Raw genomic sequence first — 20,167 nt, 5'->3', positions numbered from 1 at the left:
ATCGAACGAGTCGGGATCGGGGGCTGAACCCCGGCCCGCTCACTCGCCGTCTCGGTTGTCCACTGCGGGCCACACCTGCCACACCGCAATCCCGAGGCTGCCCAGCCACCAGAGACCGAGTCCGATCGCGTTCGCGAGCGGGTTGCCCGCCGCGACCTCGGCACCGCCCAGCACTCCGACCGCCGTGGAGAGGACGAGGCTACGGAAGGCGCTGTTCGGGCTCAGCGCAAGCAGCGTCGGCAGTCCGCTCTCCGGGATCACCCCGCCGGCGAGTCCCGCCACGAGCGCCGTGTCGATGCCGAGGACGAGCGCTGCCGCCAGTGCCGCTGCCAGTGCGAACGCCGTTCGAGCGGTCCGAGCAGCCGCGGAGATCGCGACGGTCGCCGCGAGGACCGTGAGCGTGAAGCCGGCGGCGAGGGCGACGAACCGGACGTACCGAACGCCCGAGTCCGCCGCGGCGTTGATCGCCAGGAAGGTCGGGATGTCGGCAGTCAGGAACGGCACCAGCAGGCCGACCGCGAGGAGCGTCCCGAGGATCAGACTCACGAGCGCGAGTGCGCGGCCGAGATAGACGCCACCGACGTAGGCTGTCCGCGACACATCGAAGGTCCGCAGGACGTCGAGTTCTCCGGTCTCGCGGTCGCCGAGTATCGAGCGGTACCCGAAGGCGACGGCGAGGAGAGGCACCAGAACTTCGACGAACGTGAGCAGATCCAGCGTCAGCGGCACGAACCCGCCGCCGCCGCCCGTTCCCGCCCAGGCGACGCCGGCGACGCTGACCACGAACGCTGCCGAGAGCGCGAGCAACGCCGGCGTTCGAGCGATGGTCCGGAGCTCACGGGTCGCGACGACGAGGAGGTCCGACCCCGTCTGATCGACGCTGAGGAAGATGCGCGTCACAACGGTCTCTGTGACTCCTCCCTCCTCGCGAGCAGTCGCCGCGCCGTCGTCGCCCTCATTCATCGTCGGTCACCCCCGAGGCGTCACGACCGACACCGGCGCTGACCGTCGACGCTGTGCCTTCCGGGCGGACGATGCTCCGGAACGCCGCAGACAGCGAGGCCGTCTCGGTCTCTTCGAGGAGGGCCTCCGGGGAACCGCTCCGCACGAAGTCACCCTGGTCGAGGACGTGGACCGTCTCGGCGTGCGCTTCGACGGCCGGCAGTTCGTGAGACGCGACCGCGACGCCAGTGCCGTCGTCCGCGAGTTCGCCGACGACGGCGAACAGCCGTTCGACCATCGCGGGGTCGAGTCCGCTCCCCGGTTCGTCGAGGATCAACGCGGCGGGGTCACCCAGGACCGCCTGACCGAGTCCCAGTAGTCGGGTCATCCCGCCGGAGAGCGACCCGACTGCCCGATCGCCCACGCCGGTGAGGCCGACCCGATCCAGCGTCGCGTCGACGTCGTCGGCGTCGACGCCGTCGAGGAACGACGCGTACCACGCCAGGGTGTCCCGGGCGGTGAACCCACCGCGAAACGCGGGCCGCTGCGGCAGGTATCCGAGGCTGCGCGCGCCGCCCTCGACCGGGACCGCGACCGTGCCGTCGTCGGCGGGACTGACGCCCGCGAGAATCCGTAGCAGCGTCGACTTCCCGGATCCGTTCGGGCCGACGATCGCTGCGACTTCGCCGCGATCGACCGTCAGATCGACGTCCGTGAGCACTTCGACGTCGGCGAAGGCCTGGTCGATACCCCTCGCGCGCAACGCCGTCGGCGACGGGTCAGTGTCGCTCACGGCGCTGTACCCCCGGCAACTGAGCCGTTGACCTGCGCCAGCGTCTCGTTCGCCGGGTCGGTGCCGTTACGAGCCGCTGCGAGCAGAGCGGATTTGCTCGGGCGCGTCCGGGCGTCGGTGTCGACAACGCCGGACTGCCGGAGGCCCGAAACCGCGTCTTGGACCCGTCTGAGCGTCGCTGACGCCGGTGATTGCGCCAGCGTCGTTGCACCCTGGACACGGCCGACCCGGCCGTCGACCGTCCCTGTCGGTCGGTACGGGCGGTCGTAGACGCCGTCCTCGTCGGCGTCAGCGATCGGCAGAGCTCCCCAGTAGTTGCCGACGCCGCGGTGGGACCACGTCCGGAGCGGGCCGATTTCGGACGTGACGGCGCGGTCGTTGCCGACGAAGTCGTTGCGGACGACCCAGTTCGCCGGCAGGATCTCGTTCGCCCGCGCGCCCACGCGGTTGTCAACCACGACGTTCCCGACGAAGGCGTTGCGGTCGCCAGCGACGCCGATTCCGTATTCGTTGTCGACGACGACGTTGCGGGCGTAGTAGGACCCGCCACCGGCCGGGATGACGCCGTACGTACTCCGCCTGACGTCGTTGCCCACGACGATGTTGTCGGTTGGACGCGTCATCACGACGACACCGGTCTGGGCGTTCCTGACGGTGTTGTTCGCGACCAGCGACTCCGAGGTGTACATCTCGTGGACGCCGTACCGCCCGGGGTCGGCGTGGTTGTCGCGGATGACGCTCCCGTCAGCGCGGTGCGTGTACACGCCGTCTCTGCCACCGAGGAACGTCGAGTCCGCGACGACCGACGGCGCGCCGATGAGGACGACGCCCATGAATCCCTCCCGAGCGGTGTCCGCGCCGCGCACGGTGAGTTCCCGCACGACCGAACCCGGGCTGTCGCGGACGATCACGCCGCTCGCGGGGGTGTCGATCGCGACGTCTGCGACCGACGCCCCGGTCGCCCCGTCGAGGACGAGGCCGGCGTCGCCGTAGCCGTAGGCCAACTGGACGGTGGTGTCCCAGTCCACCGACTCGTTGCGACGCTCGCGGCCGCGGCTGCCGACGCTTCCGACGCCGTCGACGCGGAGGTCCGCGACGGACGCACCGCGGGCCTGGACGACGACCACGCTCCCGTTGCCGTCGCCACGGAGCGTCGTCGCCTCACCGTCGGTGCCGGGACCGGCACCGGCGAGCGTGACCGATCGGTTCACCACGACCTGGTCGACGTCGTAGGTTCCCGCCGGGACGAAGACCGTCGTGTTCGGAGGCGCGGCCGCGAGCGCGGCCTCGATCGTGCGCGCAGTCCGCGCGTCGCTCGGTACAGCCGCCGCCCGCCGCGCAGAGTCGTCGCCGACGACGACGCTCACAGGTCGGTCACGCCGTTCCATCGCTGCGTCGACCGTCCGATTCGCCCACGCGTGCCGGTCGTCGATCGACTGCTCGAACTCGCGCAATCGCGCCGGGAGCGGGTCGCCGGCCCGGGAAGTGACGGCGTCCCAGCCGACGACCCGGCCCCCGTGAGACGCGGCGAACCGCTCGGCGTCTCGCTGTTCGGAGAAGGGCAGCACGATCGGACCGGAGGGGATCCGCGCGCCGCTGTCGACGACGAAGTGTGCGCGCTCGGCGGGCGTCCACCCGACTGCCCGCCCGCGCTCGGGAGCGACGTAGCCCTCCTCGGTGACCGTCGGGGAGATCGTCGAGAAGTCAGAGACGTAGACGGCCAGCGGATCGCCGAACTGCCGTCGAGCGCTCTCGTCGCCGAGTTCGCTCGCGGCCGTTTCGATGCCGACGTAGCCGACCACGTAGCGATACCCGGAGTAGAACACCTCCGCTCGCGGCAGCACGAACCCCTCGGCCTCCGCCCGGCGGTCGTCGACACCCGTTCCGCCCATACTCACGGTGTCCTCGAAGGCGACGGGATCGAGCGTTTCGCCGCCGGCGGGCGTGAGCGCGAACGAGCCGCTGACGACGACGAGCACGACCCCGATGCCGACTGTCAGCCACGCCGTCCCGGTCGGCGAGAGCAGTGCCATTACTTCCCCAGCCCCGCGACGACCTCGGGCGTGACGCCGTCGTGGGCCGTGAGTGACCCGCCGTGTTCGGACTGGAACGATTCGGCGTCGGCGCGGTCGGTGAACGCGATCAGGTCACGGCCCATCGTTCCCTTCACGTCGCTGTCGACGACGTAGGTCACCTCGCTCGCCGGCGCGAACGACGACGCCTCGTAGTGTCGGGAGATGAGCGTGTCGCCGCCGTCCTCGAACGTCTCGTACTCGACGGTCGAGTAGTCCGTCACGTAGAATCCGACGTCCTCCCAGCCTTGCTCGTCGCGTTCGAATTCGTACTGGTAAGCCTCCCAGGTGCTGTCGAACCGCGCGGGGTTCTCGTGGCTGCTCGGCTGCTCGTCGGCGTAGAAGATCTCCGTCGTCGGACCCGGGTGTTGTCTGATCGTCATCCCGCAGACGTCGCAGGTCGCGCCTTGCGGGACGGTGATCGCCGCCGGCGCGTCGCCGTCGCTATCACTGTCGCCCGACCCGCCCCCGCCGAGACAGCCACCGAGCGCCAGCGTCGTCGCGCCCGCGCTCGCGACCAGCACCTGACGTCGATGTATGGAGGGCGTCTCGTCGCCCCGGTTGTCACTCGGAGAGTCTGTCTGCCTCATATGAATGGGTACTCACCCGACGGATAAAACAGCGCGGGCGATTCCAGTCAGCTGAGAATAATTTGGATGAAACCCACGTCCGTCCAATACTAGTATCTGGTATGCGTTCGAGCGAAACGGGCTTACCGTCGCCGACGACACGGACAGCCGAACCGAGTAGTCAACAGGCCCACTGGGGTCGTGGAGAGTCGTTGCAACCAGACCGAGTCGACGCCGTCGGAAACGCTGCTGCCGGGCGTCCCCGAACCGACCGCCGGGCGCTGATCGACGGGTGGCGGGAGGATTTATGACGGGTCCTTCGAATGTTGTGAACGTATATGACTGACAACGACGGAGAAGCTGATCTCGAAGCACGGCTCGTCGAACAGGAGCGCTTCGAGCCCCCGGCTGGGTTCGTCGAACAGGCGAACGTCGCCGACGAATCGATCTACGAGGAGTTCGAAGAGAACTGGCCGCACGCGTGGACCCGGGCGGCCGACATGCTCGATTGGGACTCGGAGTACAGCCAGGTTCTCGACGACTCCGAAGGGCCGTTCTACGAGTGGTTCGCCGACGGCACCCTCAACGCCTCGTACAACTGCGTCGACCGACACGTCGAGAACGGCGATAAGAACCGCGCCGCCATCCAGTGGGAGGGCGAGTACGGCGAGACTCGGACCTACACCTATCAGGACCTCTACCGCGAGGTCAACGAATTCGCCGCGGCGCTGCGAGACCTCGGCGTCGAGGAGGACGACGTGGTGACGCTCTATATGCCGATGGTGCCGGAACTCCCGATCGCGATGCTCGCGTGTGCACGCATCGGCGCGCCGCACTCGGTCGTCTTCGCCGGCTTCTCCGCCGACGCGCTGGCGACGCGGATGAACGCCGCGGACTCCCGGTACCTCATCACGTGCGACGGCTACTACCGCCGCGGCGACCCGCTCGACCACCTCCAGAAGGCCAACGACGGGCTCGGAGGCGTCGACCACGGGGTCGACGCGACCGTCGTGGTCGATCGCCTTGGCGAGGACGGCTTCGGGCACGACCTCAAAGGCAACCAACACGACTGGGACGCGCTCTTAGCGGAGCACACGGGCGCTCGGGTGGACCCCGTCGAGCGGAGCGCCGAGGATATGCTCTTCCTGATGTACACCTCGGGGACGACGGGGCAACCGAAAGGTGTCAAGCACACCACCGGCGGCTACCTCGCGTACACGACGTGGACGTCTCACGCCGTGCTCGATCTGGAACCCGAAGACACCTACTGGTGTTCGGCGGACATCGGGTGGATCACCGGGCACTCGTACATCGTCTACGGCCCGCTCTCGCTCGGGACGACCACCGTGATGTACGAGGGAACGCCGGACTTCCCCGAACGGGACCGCCTGTGGGAACTGGTCGAAAAGTACGCTGTGGACGTCTTCTACACCGCTCCGACCGCGATCCGGGCGTTCATGAAGTGGGGTTCGGAGTTCCCCGAGCGACACGACCTCTCCAGTCTCCGGTTGCTGGGCACGGTGGGCGAGCCGATCAACCCCCGCGCCTGGAAGTGGTACTACAAGCACATCGGCGACGAGGCGTGCCCGATCGTGGACACGTGGTGGCAGACCGAGACTGGGGGGATGATGGTCACGACGCTGCCGGGCATCAACACGATGAAACCGGGCTCGGCGGGGCCGCCGCTCCCGGGAATCGACGCGCGCGTCGTCGACGCTTCGGGTGAGGAGGTCGACGCCGGGCGTGCGGGCTACCTCACCGTGGACAGACCGTGGCCGGGGATGCTCCGGACGCTGTATCAGAACGACGAGCGGTTCGTCAATGAGTACTGGCAGGAGTACTCCGACCCCGACGCCGACGAGTGGGTGTACTTCCCCGAGGACGGCGCGAAGATCGACGAGGACGGGTACATCACTATCCTCGGCCGCGTCGACGACGTGATCAACGTCTCCGGGCACCGCCTGGGGACGATGGAGATCGAATCCGCCATCGTCGGCGTCGAGGGCGTCGCCGAAGCGGCCGTCGTCGGCGGCGATCACGAGGTCACCGGCGAAGCCGTGTACGCGTACGTCATCCTCGAAGACGGCTACGAGGGGACCGACGAGATGCAAGACGCGATCATCGAGGGCGTCAACGAGGCCATCGGGCCGATCGCGAAGCCCGAGAAGGTGATCTTCACGCCCGAACTGCCGAAGACCCGTTCGGGGAAGATTATGCGTCGCCTCCTCGAAGAGATCGCCAACGGCGAGGAACTCGGCGACACGACGACGCTGCGGAACCCCGAGATTGTCGAAGACATCCAGGTGAAGGTCTCGGACTGAGGAGGTCACGGCTCCTCGGTCGAGGCGGTCACCCGCCGTTCGAAGCCCGGAATCCCTCTCCACCGTGAGCAAACGGGGGATCGGGATCATCGCGTCCGATCTCCCCACGCATCGGGCGCAACCGAACGCAACGGCTATGAGAGAACCGCCACACGATTAGTCCCGGAATGGTCGTCCCCGAACTCGAGGCGTGTCCGAACTGCGGGAACCCGGACGTGTACTGTTACTCGAACGACATCGACATCATCGAGCGCGATATCGAGAAGTACTGCAGCGAGTGTGAAACGGGGTTCGACCTCGAAGCGGCGGTATCCGGCTGACGCGCTCCGATCGCTCCGTGCCAGCGGGCGGGGTGGCTACACGCGCCGCGGGCCAGCGACGACGGGATCACGCGAGTACGTGGAAGAAAACGCCGTGGACAACGTCGGGCCGAGAGAAAACGGGACGCTACAGATACGCCGCGTCCCACCGGACGGGCTTCCGACGGTTTCCGCAGCCGTTGCACTCGAGCCGTTCCATCGTATCCATCGCGATATCGAGGCTGTCGTCAGCGCCGCACATCCACCCGTAACGCTCTGAGCGGTCGCCGTCGAGATAGACCGCGAAGAACGGCGCATCGGAACCGCGAACGGACTCGTCGTAGGCGATGTGGACAGACGTCCCGTCCTCGGTCCTCCGCTCGTCCAGCCCCGTCGGGTCGCCCTGGTCGTCGTCGAGGAACGTCGTGTAGACGCGCTCGGTGAAGGTCTCGTCGCGGATCTCGACCGTCCGCTCGCCGACCTCGCTGAAGCCCTGGTCGTCATAGAAGGTGACGCCCTCTTCGTTCTCGGTGAGGACACGCCCCTCCAGTCGGTCGACGTCCGCCTCGATCAGTTCCTGTTCGAGCCTGGCGAGCAGTTGCGAGCCGATCCCCGCTCCCCGGTGTTCCGGCACGACGTGGAGCCAGTCGAGGTACCCCACGGTTTCGCGGCCCTCCGAAATCTCGCTCTGGGCGAACCCGACGACGCCTCCCTCGTCCGCTGCGAGAACGAACACCTCGCTGTCGTCGTTGAGCGAGGCGGTCACCCGCTGGGCGCTGTACCACTTGTCGATGGCGGCGTCGATCGCGTCCTCGCGGATGGCGTGGCCGTACGAGGCGCTTAAGGACTCGGCGGCGACACGGCGAATCTCCGCTACGTCTTCCGTCGTAGCATCGCGAATGTCCATACACGTATATGGTCGTCCCCCCACTTGACATTCGGGGAAATCTCCGCCGAGGTGTGGTCCTTTCGCAATCCGAGCGGCCGTACTGCCGAATCAATGTCTAAATGTCAAATTTTGCCGGCGATCCGCGCCCGACCCGCTCGATATGAACGACCCGCTCCGGCAACCAAGGCTCTGCGTCCCCCGTCAGCGCCAGGAGTCTCACACTGCCAGCGATTAAGTAGGCCGCGGCCGACGGTGCGCCTATGAGTACCGAAGACGACGCGACCGTCGACGGCGATGGCGGCGACGACGAGGGGGGCGTCACGTTCTCTGTCACCATCGAGAACGGGGAGACAGTCGTGACGATGCGCGGCGATCGGGACACCGCAGTGATCGTGCGGTCCGAGATGGGCGAGCGGATCTATCTCCCGCCGGAAGACTTCGAACGCGAGGCGAGCGGCGGCAACGCCGAGGACGGAGCGACTGATTCAAGCCCGTACCGAGGGGCAGAGAGTTCGAGCCCGTATCAGGGGGCAGAACGCTCCAGTCCCTACCAGGGTGCGGAGAGTTCCAGTCCGTATCGAGGCATCGAGAGCGACAGTCCGTATCAGGCGGCCAGACAGGAGTTGCCGAGCGAGGGAATGGTGTCGACCGCCGAAGGGTACCGGATCCGACACCCCGAACCGGCGCACGACGTCCGGCTCCTGCGATAGCGACGGCTGCAGCAGCCCGCCAACTCACCGCGCCGACGTCAGAGACGGAGGGCACCTCAGACGATGTCTTCGTAGAAGGAGACGGTCTGCTCGACGACTTCGTCCCAGGTGATGGGATCGTACTCCGGGGTCCCCTCCAGTTCGAGTCCGCGTTCGATGCCCGCAGCGATGGACTCCGAGTTGGGGTCGACCTCGACGACGCACTCCTCGCTGAGAACCTCGTTGACGCCGCTTCTGGTGGCGACGACGCGGGTCCCCGCCGAGAGTGCCTCGGTGATCGTGATGCCGAACGGTTCCGCCAGCGACGGCGAGACGAACAGGTCCGCCGACGCGTAGTAGTCCCCGAGTTCTTCTTCGGGCACGTAGCCGACCCACTCGATTCTGTCCGCCACACCGAGCAGTTCCGCGAACCGCTTCAGCTGTGCGGTCAGATGACCCGATCCACCCATCACGAGCGTCACGTCGTCGCGACGGAGCTTTTCGAGCGCGTAGACGAGGTGGGAGATTCCCTTCTGGTCGGTGTGTCGACCGACGAAGAACAGCATTTCGCCGTCGATCCCGAGTTCGGTCTTGTAGTCGCGGCCGGTCGTCTCGCACTCGGAGAATCCGTTGTAGATCACCGTGGGGTCGCCGCCGTACTGCTGGTGGACCTCGTTCGCGGTGAGTTCGCTCACGGCGACCAGATGATCGGCCCGTTCGGTGAGTCGGCGTTCGGTCTCCACCTCGCGTTTCGGCGGGTCGACGTTCCGATCGTTCGACAGCGAGTGGAACGTCGTCACCCACTCCACGTCGGCGTTCGACTTCGCCCGCGAACCCGGTCCGTAGCCGAACCAGTCGTGGGTGTGGATCACGTCGGCGGCCTCGGCACGCTCGGCGAACGTCGAGCTCATCCGACCGACCCGGGTGATGATGTCGCCGTCGCCGGTCGGGACGCCGACGATCCCCTCGCGACCCTCAGGCGCGTACTCGGCTGGAAGGACGAGTTCGACATCGACACCGCGGTCTCGCATCCCGTCGAACAACTCCCCCACGTGGGTGTCGAGTCCACCGCTCACGTTTGGCGGAAACCCCCACCCGAGCATCAGCACCTTCGGCGGCATACGCGTATATCTGACCACGGTGGCTCACATAAGTCCTGCCCGTACTGTCGAGAAACTGTAATAGTTCGCGTGCGCCTTCGTGCGCGGGTGACCGAAATCCGCTTGTCCGACCGGGTCGAGAACCCGGTATGCACATCGTCGTCAACGCCGCGACGAGCGTCGACGGGAAGCTGTCGACCCGTCGCCGCGAGCAGGTCCGGATCAGCGGATCGGCAGATTTCGCCCGCGTGGATCGACTCCGCGCCGACAACGACGCGGTCCTCGTCGGCGTCGGAACAGTCCTAGCGGACGATCCCCACCTTACCCTCGACGACGACGACCGCCGCGACCAGCGGCGCGAGCGCGGCGAGGCCCCGAATCCCGCCCGCGTCGTCGTCGATTCGACGGGCCGCACACCGCTGGACTCGCGCATCCTCGACGACGCCGCGGAGACGTATCTGCTCACCTCACAGTCGATCTCGGGTGAGCGTCGCCAAGACCTCGAAGCCGCCGGCGCGACCGTGCTCACCGCGGGGACTGAACGAGTCGATCTCGACTCGGCCCTCTCGGAGCTCGAAGCAGACGGGATCGAGGCGCTGATGGTCGAAGGCGGTGGCGAGGTCATCCACTCGCTGTTCGCGGCAGGGCTCGTCGACGAACTCTCGGTTTACGTGGGCTCGCTGATTATCGGCGGCCGAGACGCACCGACGCTCGTTGACGGTGACGGGTTCGTCGAGTCGTTTCCGTCACTCTCGCTCCGGGCGACGACCCGGATCGACGACGGGGTCCTCCTCGAGTACGACGTCGACGAGCGGTGACTTCGGTCGTGCGATCAGTGGCCCAACCCTCGAAATAGGTAAGGGGCTGCCGCGAAAAGGTGTGGTATGAGCACGCCCGAAGCGACCGGCGCGCCGATCCACGTCGAGAACGCAGACCAGTTCGATGAACTCGTTGCAGACCACGACGTCGTAATGGTCGATTACCACGCTGAGTGGTGCGGTCCGTGTAAGATGCTCGAGCCGACCGTCGAGGAACTCGCCTCGGAGACAGACGCGGCCGTCCTCAAAGTCGACATCGACGAGCTCCAGGACCTCGCCAAAGACGCCGGCGTCCGCTCGGTCCCGACGCTGGAGTTCTACAAGAACGGATCGAAACAGGACAGCGTGGTCGGTGTGCAGGACAAGGACGACCTTCTCGCGGTCATCGAAGAGCTGGCGGCGTAATCAGCCGTCGCTCGCGCGGTCAGCCGTTGTCCGCGAGGAGCGCAACTTCCACGTTGTGACCAGTCTCAGACCGATGTTCAGAGAGCTGCGCTTCCGCTTCGTCCTCTGCGAAGGCGATCGATTCGGTCTGACAGTCGTGACAGACGACGTGGTAGGCGGAGGCGGACACGGAGGATTCACGATCGACGACGCGGGTCATACGATGGCATACAGCCTACCGTCAGTTAATTAATCGTGAGTTATCACGCGATTTTGACGTATAATCAGTCGTTAAACGCCAGATATCGGCGACCCTGCCCCCGACTCACGGGTGCGGACGGTCGGCTTCGCATCCGGGGACAGAGTCCGAACTGAATCCGGTGCAGGGAGGCTTTTTACCCCCGAACTCGAAAGGGGAGGTATGATCTCACTTGACGAGGCCGTAACGGCACGACTCGAATCGCACGGCGAGCGGTTCGAGGTACTCGTCGACCCCGACGCCGCACTGGCGATCAAACGCGGCGAATTCGAGGGCGACCTCGAGGACGTGATCGCCGCCGAAGACGTCTTCGAGGACGCTTCCCGTGGCGATCGCCCGGCCGAGGAGGACCTCAAGACCGTCTTCGAGACGACAGATCCCCTCGAAATCATCCCCGAGGTGATCCGTGAGGGAGAGATCCAGATCACGGCCGATCAACGCCGAGAAATGCAGGAACAGAAACGCAAGAACCTCATCAACCGCATCGCGCGGAATGCGGTGAACCCACAGATGGACAACGCGCCGCACCCGCCCGAGCGGATCGAGCGCGCGCTCGAAGAAGCGGGCTTTCGCGTCGATCCGATGGAACCCGTCGAGGCGCAGGTCGACGAAGCGCTGGACGCGCTCCGACCCGTGATCCCGATCCGCTTCGACGAGGTGACCGTCGCGGTGCAGGTGCCTCCCGAATACGCCGGTAAAACGCAGGCGCAGGTCAGAGAGTACGGGGATCTCGAGCGTGAAGAGTGGCAGCCGGACGGCTCGTGGGTGGGTGTCGTCACGTTCCCCGCGGGAATGCAAAACGAATTCTACGATCTGGTGAACGAACACACGTCCGGTGAGGCCGAGACCCGGATCATCAAGGAGAAAGACGAACTCAGCACCCGCTGAGGCCGCGCTGGGAGTACCGGAGAATTATCCCTTCTTGAACCCGGCCAGGAAGCCGCCGGTGAACCCCGCAGAGATCGATAGCGTCGAGAGGATCGTCGAGATCCAGTCCGGGGGCGTCCCGTCGGCGGCCGTCTGGGTGGTCTTTACGAGCCCCGACGTGAGACGTTCCCAGTCGACGCTCAGGATGCCGCGGGATTCGAGAAACTTGAACAGCGCGAGCTCCAATCCGATGATGACGGCGATCACCTTCGCGACCTTCTTGGCCGCGAACCCGATGATTCCGCCGATCAACGCGCCGCTTCCGAACTCCAGACCGAGCTGGGTCGGATCAAGCGAGAGCTGTAACGGTTCGACCATACACCACGTCTCCGGCCGGGGTATAAGTCGTTTGTGGGACTGCGTAGGGACCACCGGCCGTAGCGCAACATACAACCCCTCCGGGCAGAAACGGGTCCGCATCGGAACTATGGACGAACGCGACATCCGCCTCCTGAAGGCCATCTCGGATCTCGGCACCGGGAGCCCAGAGCGGCTTCACGAGGAGACCGACATTCCCGTCTCGACGATCCACTACCGGCTGAACAACCTCCGCGAGGCGGGGATCATCGAGAACGACCTCTACGATATCGACCTCGATGCGGTCGGACTCGGCGTGACCGTCATCATCGAACTCCTGACCGATTACAACGGCTCACACCACGACTTCGAACACAAGATCCTTGACGTCGAGGGGGTGTCTCAGGCGTACTTCACGATGGGCGAGACCGACTTCGTCGTGATCGCGCACCTCCCGGATCAGGAGATGGTCGAGCGCCTCATCACCGACCTCGAAACGATCGAGGAGATCCGCCGGACGAACTCGACTTTTGTCGTCTCGTCTCTCAGACACAGCACCCGGGCGCTGGAGAACTACGAACTGGAGACGCTGCTGGAAGAACTCGCCGACGAGTGACAGGTGCAGGTGGCCCCCCGAAGAGATCTTTGCCCTCCCAACGGACCTTCAGTGGTCGGTGCGAGACCCGCTGCGCTGCGGACGCGAAGATACTCGGAGTATAGAACGGGCCGGACGCGATTTGAACGCGCGACCGTCTGATTAAGAGTCAGACGCTCTGCCGGACTGAGCTACCGGCCCATTGCAATCATTCGTTCCGGTGGCGCGATTAAAGATGTTTCCTTTCCGCCGGGCCAAGGTATGATTGTCAGCGCGTCCGAACGAACGAGTGCTGTTAAGTGGCGGCCGTCCGGAGAATGGTCCAGAATGAGTACCGGGGTCACAATCTCGTCGATGTCTTCGTACGCCATCCTCGGATGTGGGAGCGTGGGCTACGCGGTGGCAGAGGGCCTCGTCGAGGACGGGAAAGACGTCCTCATCCTCGACAAAGACGAGAACCGGGTCGAATCGCTCCGCGATCAGGATCTGAACGCTCAACAGATCGACATCGCGGATCCCGACGTCGTGGACGCCGTAGCGGACAGAGACGTCGTTCTCATCCTGTCGTCGGACGTGGAAGCCAACAAGGCAGCCGTCTCGTCGATCCGCGGACACGGTGGCGACCGATTCGTCGTCGTTCGCGCCTCGGACCCGGTTTCGGAGGACGAACTCGCGGAACTGGGCGCGGACGTCGTGATCAACCCCTCCGAAGTCATCGCGGACTCCACACTGCGATCGCTGGAGTCGGGCGAACTCGAGTACAAGGCCCGCCAACTCGCGGAGGTACTCGAGAATGCGACCGGCGGACTGGCCGTACTTACTCACGACAACCCCGATCCCGACTCGATCGCCTCCGCGGCCGCCCTGCAGGCGATCGCCAGAGAACACGGTATCGACGCCGTGATCAACTACGACGGCGACATCGGTCACCAGGAGAACCGCGCGTTCGTCAATCTCCTCGGGATCGAACTGGTGCCGCTCTCGGAGGGGAAGTCGCTCTCGGAGTACGGCGCGGTCGCGCTCGTGGATCACATGAAGTCGGGCGACCCCGACATCGACACCGAGGTCGACATCTTCATCGACCACTACGAACCGGAGGATGGAATCGAGGCCGCGTTCACGGACGTCCGTCCGAACGTCTCGTCGACCTCGACGATCCTCACGAAGTACCTCCAGGAGTTCGACCTCTCACCGAGCGAGGCCGTCGCGACGGCGCTCCTGTACGGGATCCGTTCGGAAACCCTGGACTTCAAGCGGGAGACGACGCCGGCAGATCTCACCGCCGCGGCGTACCTCCACCCGTTCGCGAACCACGACACGCTCGAACAGGTGGAGTCGCCGTCGATGTCGCCGGAGACCCTCGACGTGCTGGCGGAGGCGATCCAGAACCGCGAGGTGCAGGGCAGTCACCTGGTCTCGAACGCGGGGTTCATCCGTGACCGCGACGCGCTCGGCCAGGCCGCCCAGCACCTCCTCAAACTCGAAGGAATCACGACGACGGCGGTCTTCGGAATCGCCGACGACCGCATCTTCCTCTCGGCGCGCTCGAAAGACATCCGGATGAACATCGGGAAGATCCTCGAAGACGCCTTCACCGGGATCGGCGAGACGGGCGGTCACTCGACGCAGGGCGACGTGGAGATCCCGCTGGGGATCTTCACCGGCATCGAGACCAGCGACGAGAACCGCGATACGCTCTTGCAACTCACCGAGGAAGCCGTTCGAAAGAAACTGTTCCAAGCGATGGGCGTCGAGAGCACCGAAAGCGGGAACGGGAACTGACGGCACCGACTCCCCGCTGGATGGATCGGCAGCCACCCAAAAGCAGCATCCAGCACTCCTCGCGGATCAGCATCCACAGCCCCTTTTTGCGCCGCCCCCGGAACTGAGCGTATGCGAAACGCTGCTGAAGTCGTGATCGACCGTCCGCCCGAAGCCGTCTTCGAGTATATGGACGTCCCGGAGAACCAGGCACGGATCTCGCCGCGCCTGTCAAACGTCGAAACGCTCGGAACCTTCGATAACGGTGGCAAGCGTGCCTCGTACACGTACCAGTTGCTGGGACTGACGTTCGACGGCGAGGTCCACGGCACCGTCCACAAGCCACCCGAACGAATCGTCTTCGAGTTGACCGGCGATATCGAGGGACAGATCGAGTGGGAATTCGAAGCCGTCGACGGAGGGACCTGCGTCAGATACACCGCCGAGTACGACCTCGGCCTCCCACGGGCGGTGGAACTCCTCCTCCGACCGGTCACGAGCCGGTACAACCGTCGGGAACTGAAACAGATCCTCCGGCACCTCGCCGAGCGTGTCACGGAGGAGGCGGACGCGGACCTGGCCTGAGCGGGACTCAAACGCCCGATCGGGGTCGAACGCCCCCTCCGGTGTGTGTGCTGAGCGCGTGGCGATCGCTGCCCCCCCGTCACCTCGCCGGCCGCAAGCGGCAAATGAGTGGCCCCCTGACATCACACACTTCCAGGCTATCCGCTAATGACAGACGTCTCGCCCGTGCCACCAGAGGAGTTCGCAAGCGCACTAGGCCGGCTCGACCGCGACGAGTTCGCCGCGTTCGTCGGCGCACTCTGGGGTTCGGAGGCGGGCGTGGCTGTCGACGTCAACGGCCCCATCGTCACCGTCGGCGAGGGCACCGATCGACAGACCCTCCTCGTTGATCCACCGGGGTCGGCGGCTGACGAGGTCGACACAGAGCCCGATGCGGTGGTTCGATCGGACGACGAACCGTCCGAGGACTCCCCGGAGAGGGGGTCGGAGGTGTCGGTCCTGACGCCGACCGACCTGCGAACGCGGCTGTTGTACGCGCTCCCTCCCGAAGACGCCGAGTCGCTGTGCGAGGATTTTCTCGGGCTGTCGGCTCGGTCATCGGCCTACCCATCAGTCCGGAGTGGGCCTCAAGAACCGTCCGGCAAGACGGCTGGCGAATCACCCGGCAAGACGGCTGAACAAACGCCATCGAGTGCGGTTCCCACGAGTGAGTCCGCCGAACTGCGGCCGACGGGACCGACGGCGAATTCTGTGAGAGAAGGGCCATCGAGTCCGGGAGCCACCGCCACCGGAGACACGTCTACGGGATCATCGGTGCCGGATTCGCCATCTTCCACCGCCGACCAGCGTCGATCGTCGGCACTGGCAACCCCGATAACACCCCGGCGAATCGCTGCCGTCGTGCTCGTCTTCTTCGTCGCCGTCGGCGGTGCGGTCGCTGTCGGGGGGCTCTCGCCCGGTGACCCGATGAGTGCGCTCTCAGGGGCCGGTGACGGTGCTTCGGGAGCCGCCGCACCATCGTCGGGAGCGACCGCCACCGAGGTCGAACCGACGACCGCCGCGCCCGGTACCTCGACGGGTGCCGGTATGGAAGCCGAAGCCGTCGACGGATCAAACACCACAGAGAACGATGGCATCGACCGGCTCAAGCGCGTGGTCATTCGCGGTGACACGACGTCGGAGGACACTCCAGTGTCTGAAACCGTGCGGAACACCCGTCCCGCGCCGTCGTGTAATCGATCGTTCCTGCTCGTCACACAGATTCAGACGAACGCGCTGCGCTACAATGACAACGAATCCGACGAGGGCATCCAGACGATCCGCCGGTTCGCATCGCCAACGAACCGCCGGGCGATCGACAGTTTCTCCGAGTACCGCGAGGTGATCTACGGGCCCACGTACGCGGCGCTGCTCTCGTGGGACACTGTTCGGTACGAACCGGAACGACTCAGCGACGACGCCGCCAGAGTCGGCGTCGTGACGCGGGAGAACGGGACCGTGACGGGGCGATATGACTTCTATTTACAGCGGATCGACGAGGGCGAGTACGACGGCTGCTGGATGACGGACGCCGTCCTCACGCAGTCGCCCGGCTGAGAGGCTCTGTCGTTCGATTCGAGGGCGTATGACCTTTGATGAGCGTCAACGTGTCGGCGGCAACGCACCCTCGAATGGGCATCTATCGAAACAGAACTGAGAACTCGGGGATCAGACACTCGTGGTGCCTGCTCGCTCGTCGCTACGCTCCTCACTGCGCGGGACAGGATTCGAACCTGCGGACCCCTATGGGACAGCGTCCTAAGCGCTGCGCCGTTGACCACTTGGCTACCCGCGCGCACACGTCACTACACGGAAGTCCCCATTCAACTTATCGCTCTCGCACGGAGGATTCTTGTGCGCTGACACCCCAGTCGACGTATGTACAGCGCCCGGGACCGGGTCGAAAACGAGCCCTGGCTGACCCAGATTGAACGCGCCGCGGACCGCCTCGACCTCGGGTCGGAAGCACGGTCGGTTGCGGCGGACCTGTTCCTCTCGGAGGTGCCCGAGACGGACCGCTCCAAGTCGGCTATCGCCGCCGCCAGTCTCTATGCGGGCGCGCTGATCGCCGGGGAGGAACGGTCCCAGTCTCGGGTCGCCGACGCGATGGACGTGAGCCGACTCAGCGTCCAGCAACACTGGAAACCCATCCTCGAAACGGCGGGCTTCCGACCCCCGTCGTGGTGACGTCAGCTCGGAGCCGGTTCCGCATCGCAGCTACTGCGACGTATCAGAACTGTCGGCAGTCGGCCGGGTGGCTCCGCGACCGTTGCGGTCGGGCGTGACGTTGCCGTGGCGATCGATCTCTCCTTCGACGATGCGTGTCGAGGAGATCCGTTCGCCGTCTTCGGCCATCACGTGGTCGACGACCTCGATTTCTAACGGTTCGTGGCCGCGTTCGCGACGAATCTCGTTGATTCGTTCGCCCCCGTTGCGAGTCTCTGGAGAAACGATCAGATAGTCGAATTTGGGCTCGGTTGCGATCCCGGTGGGATCGGAGAGTTCGCGGACTTCGAACGCCCGGTCGTGGCTTTCGGCGAGGGGTTCCAGTTCGGCCACGAGATCGCGCTTTCGGTCCTCGAACGAGCGGACGTAGCGGTCGACGTGACGGGTCTTCGGTGCGAGTTCGTCGCTCGTCAGGCCCACGGTGACGTCGCCCAACTCGAAGGCCCGCTCGAAGAGCGCGAGGTGGCCGTCGTGGACCGGATCGAACGTCCCGCCCAGCGCGACGTGCATACCCGGGCGAGGGTCTCCCGGGACTTAAACTGGGCGGGTCCGGATCGACTCACCGCTCGCACCACTCACGATCGCCGTTGGACACGTACGCCGTCCGACGGTGTGACGAGGTGATACCGCGATTCGTGGTCGGGGAACTGCTCGCAGTAGCGCTCGTGCAGCGAACGGGCAAACGCCTCTGCATCCGCCGCATCGACGAGCGCGACAGCGGCTCCACCCCAGCCCGCTCCCGTGAGCCGCGCTCCGTAGGCACCGCGCTCGACGGCCTGGTCGACGACGAAGTCCAACTCCCGGCAGCTAGCGTCGTAGTTCGCGGCGATGTCAGCGTGGGCGGCCGTGAGGAGCGATCCCACCGTTTCGAGGTCGCCTCCGGAAAGCGCCTCACCGACGCGAAGCACTCGCTCGTTCTCCCTGACGACGTACCCGAGTCGTTGCCGCTGGAGTTCCGAGAGCGACCCCGCGTCTTCTATGTCTGCTTCCGATAGTTGGGTTGAGGCCTCCGCTCCGAGGGCATCCAGCGCCCCTTCGACGGTCTCTCGGCGCTCGTTGTACGCCGTGTCTACGAGGCCGCGTTCGACTCCGGTGTGGTAGACGACGAGGCGGACGTCGTCGGGGATCGGGATCGGATCGTACTCCAGGCTTCCGGTGTCGAGGTGGAGCGCGTGTCCCGACTGTCCGAGCGCCACCGCGAACTGATCCATAATCCCACAGGAGACGCCGACGAAGTCGTTCTCCACACGCTGGCTGAGCCTGGCCATTCGTTCCCGTGAGAGTCCCAGCGAGTACGCGTCGTTCAGAAAGGCGACCACAGCCAGTTCGAGACTAGCCGAGGAGCTCAACCCCGAGCCCAGCGGGAGCGTCCCACTGAGATCACCATCGAATCCCCCCGGAGCGTACCCTTCCTCCCGGAGCACTGCATAGCAGCCTTTCACGTAATCGGTCCAGTCACCGCTCGGCTGTTCGTCGTCGACCGCGAACGAGCGACGGTCGTCGGTCGCCTCGGAGTACACGGTCACCTCGTCCGCGGGCGACGCCGCCAACTGCGTGTGCAGGTCGGTCGCCACCGGGAGCACGTATCCGCCGGTGTAGTCGGTGTGATCGCCGATGAGGTTGACTCGACCCGGGGAAATCACCCGGTGGGTGCGCGTGTCCATCTTTGCCGAAATTCCCGCGCTCGACAAAATAAGCGTTGGGAGACCAGCGAGAAGGATCGGTGACCGCGGTCGAGGACGGCCCCCGTGTCAGCGGGGCGACTGTGCGACCACGGCGACGAAGGGATCGCCCTCGGGCCGGTCCCGGACGACATCCGTCACGGATAATCCGCCGGCCTCGCAGTACGATTCGACGAGGTCGGTCCGCCCGGTCATATCGGCATCCCGCCACGCGCGGACCGCCTTGGTCGGGAACATCCGGTTCGTGAAACTCACCACGAGCACGCCGCCCAGAGTGAGTACGCGGTCGAACTCCGCAAACACTGCTGCGGGATACTGTAGGTACTGGACCGACAGGGCACACAGCACGGCGTCGAAACTCCCGTCGTCGAGCGGAAGCGTCTGTTCGTGGTTGAGATCCTGCAGGAACCACTCGTCGAGCGCATTGTTATCCGCTAGTTCCGCAGCGTTGAGTCCGTGGCCGACGACGCGTTCGTACTCGCGCGGGGGAAGGTGTGACACCCAGCTACTCATCGCGTCGAAGACCCGGTCGCCGTCGGACAACACCGACGCGTACGTGTCGGTGAGTCGATCCAAGAACCCGTCGTCGGCGTGCGTGACGAAGCGCGGGCTGTCGTAGAACGTCTCGTCGGGGTTCGCGTCGAGTTTGGCCCGCTCGGAATCCGAGAGCAACTCGGTCATAGTCGCCTGTACGTGCGGAACCGGTATAGGCGGCGTGGCGTCTCAGAGACACCGCTCGCCACTGCTGCGAATCCAGACGCGGCTCCCGACCTAGATACGGCCGGTGACTCCCGGAACGTCACGCTTCATCCGTCGAGGGTCCGCGGCCGAGGTGGCAAGCGGTTCGTCAATCCCGTCACGAGCGCCCGCATCCCAGTGCAGTCACCGTCGGCGACCCCTGCGATCGATTCCGGTGACTCGGCCATACTACCAGAAATGCCTCACCCGACAAATCGGCACCCACCTCATAGGGATTTGAT

At 65.6% G+C, this 20,167-nt stretch carries 22 protein-coding genes and 2 tRNA genes; 11 read left to right on the top strand and 13 right to left on the bottom strand.

Annotation, left to right across the window (positions count from 1 at the left end; all coding sequences use genetic code 11):
- Window positions 1-39: 39 nt before the first annotated feature.
- From BLU74_RS06835 to BLU74_RS06820, 4 genes are read right to left on the bottom strand one after another with little or no spacing between them, the layout of a single operon-like run.
- Window positions 40-963: an ABC transporter permease gene (locus BLU74_RS06835; protein ID WP_089766520.1), complete on the bottom strand. Its 924-nt coding sequence runs from the start codon at window positions 961-963 to the stop codon at window positions 40-42.
- On the bottom strand, window positions 956-1,735 hold the full coding sequence (locus BLU74_RS06830) for an ABC transporter ATP-binding protein (protein ID WP_089766519.1): 780 nt from the start codon (window positions 1,733-1,735) through the stop codon (window positions 956-958). The genes BLU74_RS06835 and BLU74_RS06830 overlap by 8 nt, the downstream gene beginning before the upstream one ends.
- Window positions 1,732-3,768, bottom strand: a complete 2,037-nt coding sequence (locus BLU74_RS06825; protein WP_089766518.1) for a NosD domain-containing protein — start codon at window positions 3,766-3,768, stop codon at window positions 1,732-1,734. The genes BLU74_RS06830 and BLU74_RS06825 overlap by 4 nt, the downstream gene beginning before the upstream one ends.
- Window positions 3,768-4,397, bottom strand: coding sequence for a nitrous oxide reductase accessory protein NosL (locus BLU74_RS06820; RefSeq protein WP_089766517.1), 630 nt, complete (start codon window positions 4,395-4,397; stop codon window positions 3,768-3,770). Before BLU74_RS06820 ends, BLU74_RS06825 begins: the two co-directional genes overlap by 1 nt.
- Window positions 4,398-4,714: 317 nt before the next feature.
- Between BLU74_RS06820 and acs the strand changes: the two genes are divergently transcribed.
- Complete coding sequence (gene acs, locus BLU74_RS06815) at window positions 4,715-6,697, top strand: acetate--CoA ligase (RefSeq protein WP_089766516.1); 1,983 nt, start codon at window positions 4,715-4,717, stop codon at window positions 6,695-6,697.
- Between the two features lie 167 nt (window positions 6,698-6,864).
- Window positions 6,865-7,017, top strand: a complete 153-nt coding sequence (locus tag BLU74_RS18875; protein ID WP_175454580.1) for a hypothetical protein — start codon at window positions 6,865-6,867, stop codon at window positions 7,015-7,017.
- Between the two features lie 127 nt (window positions 7,018-7,144).
- Here BLU74_RS18875 and BLU74_RS06810 read toward each other — a convergent pair whose 3' ends face one another.
- A complete protein-coding gene (locus BLU74_RS06810) occupies window positions 7,145-7,903 on the bottom strand; it encodes a GNAT family N-acetyltransferase (protein WP_089766515.1) in 759 nt (252 codons plus the stop codon).
- 242 nt (window positions 7,904-8,145) lie between these two features.
- Between BLU74_RS06810 and BLU74_RS06805 the strand changes: the two genes are divergently transcribed.
- Complete coding sequence (locus BLU74_RS06805; protein ID WP_089766514.1) at window positions 8,146-8,595, top strand: DUF7510 family protein; 450 nt, start codon at window positions 8,146-8,148, stop codon at window positions 8,593-8,595.
- Between the two features lie 56 nt (window positions 8,596-8,651).
- Here the strand turns inward: BLU74_RS06805 and BLU74_RS06800 are convergent, their stop codons facing one another.
- Complete coding sequence (locus BLU74_RS06800; protein WP_089766584.1) at window positions 8,652-9,677, bottom strand: glycosyltransferase family 4 protein; 1,026 nt, start codon at window positions 9,675-9,677, stop codon at window positions 8,652-8,654.
- 146 nt (window positions 9,678-9,823) lie between these two features.
- Between BLU74_RS06800 and BLU74_RS06795 the strand changes: the two genes are divergently transcribed.
- Together BLU74_RS06795 and trxA are read left to right on the top strand one after the other, a co-directional pair.
- Complete coding sequence (locus tag BLU74_RS06795) at window positions 9,824-10,492, top strand: 2,5-diamino-6-(ribosylamino)-4(3H)-pyrimidinone 5'-phosphate reductase (protein WP_089766513.1); 669 nt, start codon at window positions 9,824-9,826, stop codon at window positions 10,490-10,492.
- A gap of 66 nt (window positions 10,493-10,558) precedes the next feature.
- Window positions 10,559-10,897: a thioredoxin gene (gene trxA, locus BLU74_RS06790; protein WP_089766512.1), complete on the top strand. Its 339-nt coding sequence runs from the start codon at window positions 10,559-10,561 to the stop codon at window positions 10,895-10,897.
- Window positions 10,898-10,916: 19 nt separating this feature from the next.
- On the opposite strand, the gene BLU74_RS06785 is transcribed toward trxA, so the two are convergent.
- On the bottom strand, window positions 10,917-11,096 hold the full coding sequence (locus tag BLU74_RS06785; protein WP_089766511.1) for a hypothetical protein: 180 nt from the start codon (window positions 11,094-11,096) through the stop codon (window positions 10,917-10,919).
- A gap of 201 nt (window positions 11,097-11,297) precedes the next feature.
- On the opposite strand from BLU74_RS06785, the gene BLU74_RS06780 reads away from it, so the two are divergent.
- The gene (locus BLU74_RS06780) at window positions 11,298-12,023 is read left to right on the top strand and encodes a ribosome assembly factor SBDS (protein WP_089766510.1); all 726 of its coding nucleotides are present in this window, start codon (window positions 11,298-11,300) and stop codon (window positions 12,021-12,023) included.
- A gap of 24 nt (window positions 12,024-12,047) precedes the next feature.
- Here the strand turns inward: BLU74_RS06780 and BLU74_RS06775 are convergent, their stop codons facing one another.
- A complete protein-coding gene (locus BLU74_RS06775; protein WP_089766509.1) occupies window positions 12,048-12,380 on the bottom strand; it encodes an FUN14 domain-containing protein in 333 nt (110 codons plus the stop codon).
- A 109-nt stretch (window positions 12,381-12,489) separates the two neighbouring features.
- Between BLU74_RS06775 and BLU74_RS06770 the strand changes: the two genes are divergently transcribed.
- The gene (locus BLU74_RS06770; RefSeq protein WP_089766508.1) at window positions 12,490-12,975 is read left to right on the top strand and encodes an Lrp/AsnC family transcriptional regulator; all 486 of its coding nucleotides are present in this window, start codon (window positions 12,490-12,492) and stop codon (window positions 12,973-12,975) included.
- Between the two features lie 106 nt (window positions 12,976-13,081).
- Here BLU74_RS06770 and BLU74_RS06765 read toward each other — a convergent pair.
- Window positions 13,082-13,155: transfer RNA gene (locus tag BLU74_RS06765), tRNA-Lys, on the bottom strand.
- 126 nt (window positions 13,156-13,281) lie between these two features.
- On the opposite strand from BLU74_RS06765, the gene BLU74_RS06760 reads away from it, so the two are divergent.
- The 3 genes from BLU74_RS06760 (at window position 13,282) to BLU74_RS06750 (ending at window position 16,836) form a co-directional block, all read left to right on the top strand.
- Window positions 13,282-14,736: a DHH family phosphoesterase gene (locus tag BLU74_RS06760; RefSeq protein ID WP_089766507.1), complete on the top strand. Its 1,455-nt coding sequence runs from the start codon at window positions 13,282-13,284 to the stop codon at window positions 14,734-14,736.
- 111 nt (window positions 14,737-14,847) lie between these two features.
- Window positions 14,848-15,300, top strand: coding sequence for an SRPBCC family protein (locus BLU74_RS06755; RefSeq protein WP_089766506.1), 453 nt, complete (start codon window positions 14,848-14,850; stop codon window positions 15,298-15,300).
- A 147-nt stretch (window positions 15,301-15,447) separates the two neighbouring features.
- Window positions 15,448-16,836, top strand: a complete 1,389-nt coding sequence (locus BLU74_RS06750) for a hypothetical protein (RefSeq protein ID WP_089766505.1) — start codon at window positions 15,448-15,450, stop codon at window positions 16,834-16,836.
- Window positions 16,837-16,991: 155 nt separating this feature from the next.
- Here BLU74_RS06750 and BLU74_RS06745 read toward each other — a convergent pair.
- A tRNA-Leu gene (locus BLU74_RS06745) sits at window positions 16,992-17,074 on the bottom strand.
- Window positions 17,075-17,157: 83 nt separating this feature from the next.
- Between BLU74_RS06745 and BLU74_RS06740 the strand changes: the two genes are divergently transcribed.
- Window positions 17,158-17,466: a cyclin family protein gene (locus tag BLU74_RS06740; RefSeq protein ID WP_089766504.1), complete on the top strand. Its 309-nt coding sequence runs from the start codon at window positions 17,158-17,160 to the stop codon at window positions 17,464-17,466.
- Between the two features lie 30 nt (window positions 17,467-17,496).
- On the opposite strand, the gene BLU74_RS06735 is transcribed toward BLU74_RS06740, so the two are convergent.
- From BLU74_RS06735 to BLU74_RS06725, 3 genes are all read right to left on the bottom strand, one after another.
- Window positions 17,497-18,015 carry a phosphopantetheine adenylyltransferase gene (locus BLU74_RS06735; protein ID WP_089766503.1) on the bottom strand — a complete coding sequence of 173 codons (519 nt, stop codon included), beginning with the start codon at window positions 18,013-18,015 and terminating at the stop codon, window positions 17,497-17,499.
- A gap of 65 nt (window positions 18,016-18,080) precedes the next feature.
- On the bottom strand, window positions 18,081-19,169 hold the full coding sequence (locus BLU74_RS06730) for a galactokinase (protein WP_089766502.1): 1,089 nt from the start codon (window positions 19,167-19,169) through the stop codon (window positions 18,081-18,083).
- Between the two features lie 87 nt (window positions 19,170-19,256).
- On the bottom strand, window positions 19,257-19,868 hold the full coding sequence (locus BLU74_RS06725) for a class I SAM-dependent methyltransferase (protein WP_089766501.1): 612 nt from the start codon (window positions 19,866-19,868) through the stop codon (window positions 19,257-19,259).
- Window positions 19,869-20,167 lie beyond the last annotated feature (299 nt).

It is taken from the genome of Halobellus clavatus (assembly GCF_900107195.1).
Taxonomy (GTDB): domain Archaea; phylum Halobacteriota; class Halobacteria; order Halobacteriales; family Haloferacaceae; genus Haloquadratum; species Haloquadratum clavatum.
Note: the sequence above shows the minus strand (reverse complement) of the source record. Positions and strands in the feature narration are given on the sequence as shown.

Bases quoted from the DNA above. Each gene is read 5' to 3' on its own strand.
- BLU74_RS06785 (WP_089766511.1), bottom strand. From the start codon at position 11,096: ATGACCCGCGTCGTCGATCGTGAATCCTCCGTGTCCGCCTCCGCCTAC.
- trxA (WP_089766512.1), top strand. From the start codon at position 10,559: ATGAGCACGCCCGAAGCGACCGGCGCGCCGATCCACGTCGAGAACGCA.
- BLU74_RS06805 (WP_089766514.1), top strand. From the start codon at position 8,146: ATGAGTACCGAAGACGACGCGACCGTCGACGGCGATGGCGGCGACGAC.
- BLU74_RS06770 (WP_089766508.1), top strand. From the start codon at position 12,490: ATGGACGAACGCGACATCCGCCTCCTGAAGGCCATCTCGGATCTCGGC.
- BLU74_RS06835 (WP_089766520.1), bottom strand. From the start codon at position 963: ATGAATGAGGGCGACGACGGCGCGGCGACTGCTCGCGAGGAGGGAGGA.
- BLU74_RS06750 (WP_089766505.1), top strand. From the start codon at position 15,448: ATGACAGACGTCTCGCCCGTGCCACCAGAGGAGTTCGCAAGCGCACTA.
- BLU74_RS06775 (WP_089766509.1), bottom strand. From the start codon at position 12,380: ATGGTCGAACCGTTACAGCTCTCGCTTGATCCGACCCAGCTCGGTCTG.
- BLU74_RS06825 (WP_089766518.1), bottom strand. From the start codon at position 3,768: ATGGCACTGCTCTCGCCGACCGGGACGGCGTGGCTGACAGTCGGCATC.
- BLU74_RS06800 (WP_089766584.1), bottom strand. From the start codon at position 9,677: ATGCTCGGGTGGGGGTTTCCGCCAAACGTGAGCGGTGGACTCGACACC.
- BLU74_RS06755 (WP_089766506.1), top strand. From the start codon at position 14,848: ATGCGAAACGCTGCTGAAGTCGTGATCGACCGTCCGCCCGAAGCCGTC.
- BLU74_RS18875 (WP_175454580.1), top strand. From the start codon at position 6,865: ATGGTCGTCCCCGAACTCGAGGCGTGTCCGAACTGCGGGAACCCGGAC.
- BLU74_RS06725 (WP_089766501.1), bottom strand. From the start codon at position 19,868: ATGACCGAGTTGCTCTCGGATTCCGAGCGGGCCAAACTCGACGCGAAC.
- BLU74_RS06740 (WP_089766504.1), top strand. From the start codon at position 17,158: ATGTACAGCGCCCGGGACCGGGTCGAAAACGAGCCCTGGCTGACCCAG.
- BLU74_RS06820 (WP_089766517.1), bottom strand. From the start codon at position 4,397: ATGAGGCAGACAGACTCTCCGAGTGACAACCGGGGCGACGAGACGCCC.
- BLU74_RS06810 (WP_089766515.1), bottom strand. From the start codon at position 7,903: ATGGACATTCGCGATGCTACGACGGAAGACGTAGCGGAGATTCGCCGT.
- BLU74_RS06760 (WP_089766507.1), top strand. From the start codon at position 13,282: ATGAGTACCGGGGTCACAATCTCGTCGATGTCTTCGTACGCCATCCTC.
- BLU74_RS06735 (WP_089766503.1), bottom strand. From the start codon at position 18,015: ATGCACGTCGCGCTGGGCGGGACGTTCGATCCGGTCCACGACGGCCAC.
- BLU74_RS06730 (WP_089766502.1), bottom strand. From the start codon at position 19,169: ATGGACACGCGCACCCACCGGGTGATTTCCCCGGGTCGAGTCAACCTC.
- acs (WP_089766516.1), top strand. From the start codon at position 4,715: ATGACTGACAACGACGGAGAAGCTGATCTCGAAGCACGGCTCGTCGAA.
- BLU74_RS06795 (WP_089766513.1), top strand. From the start codon at position 9,824: ATGCACATCGTCGTCAACGCCGCGACGAGCGTCGACGGGAAGCTGTCG.
- BLU74_RS06780 (WP_089766510.1), top strand. From the start codon at position 11,298: ATGATCTCACTTGACGAGGCCGTAACGGCACGACTCGAATCGCACGGC.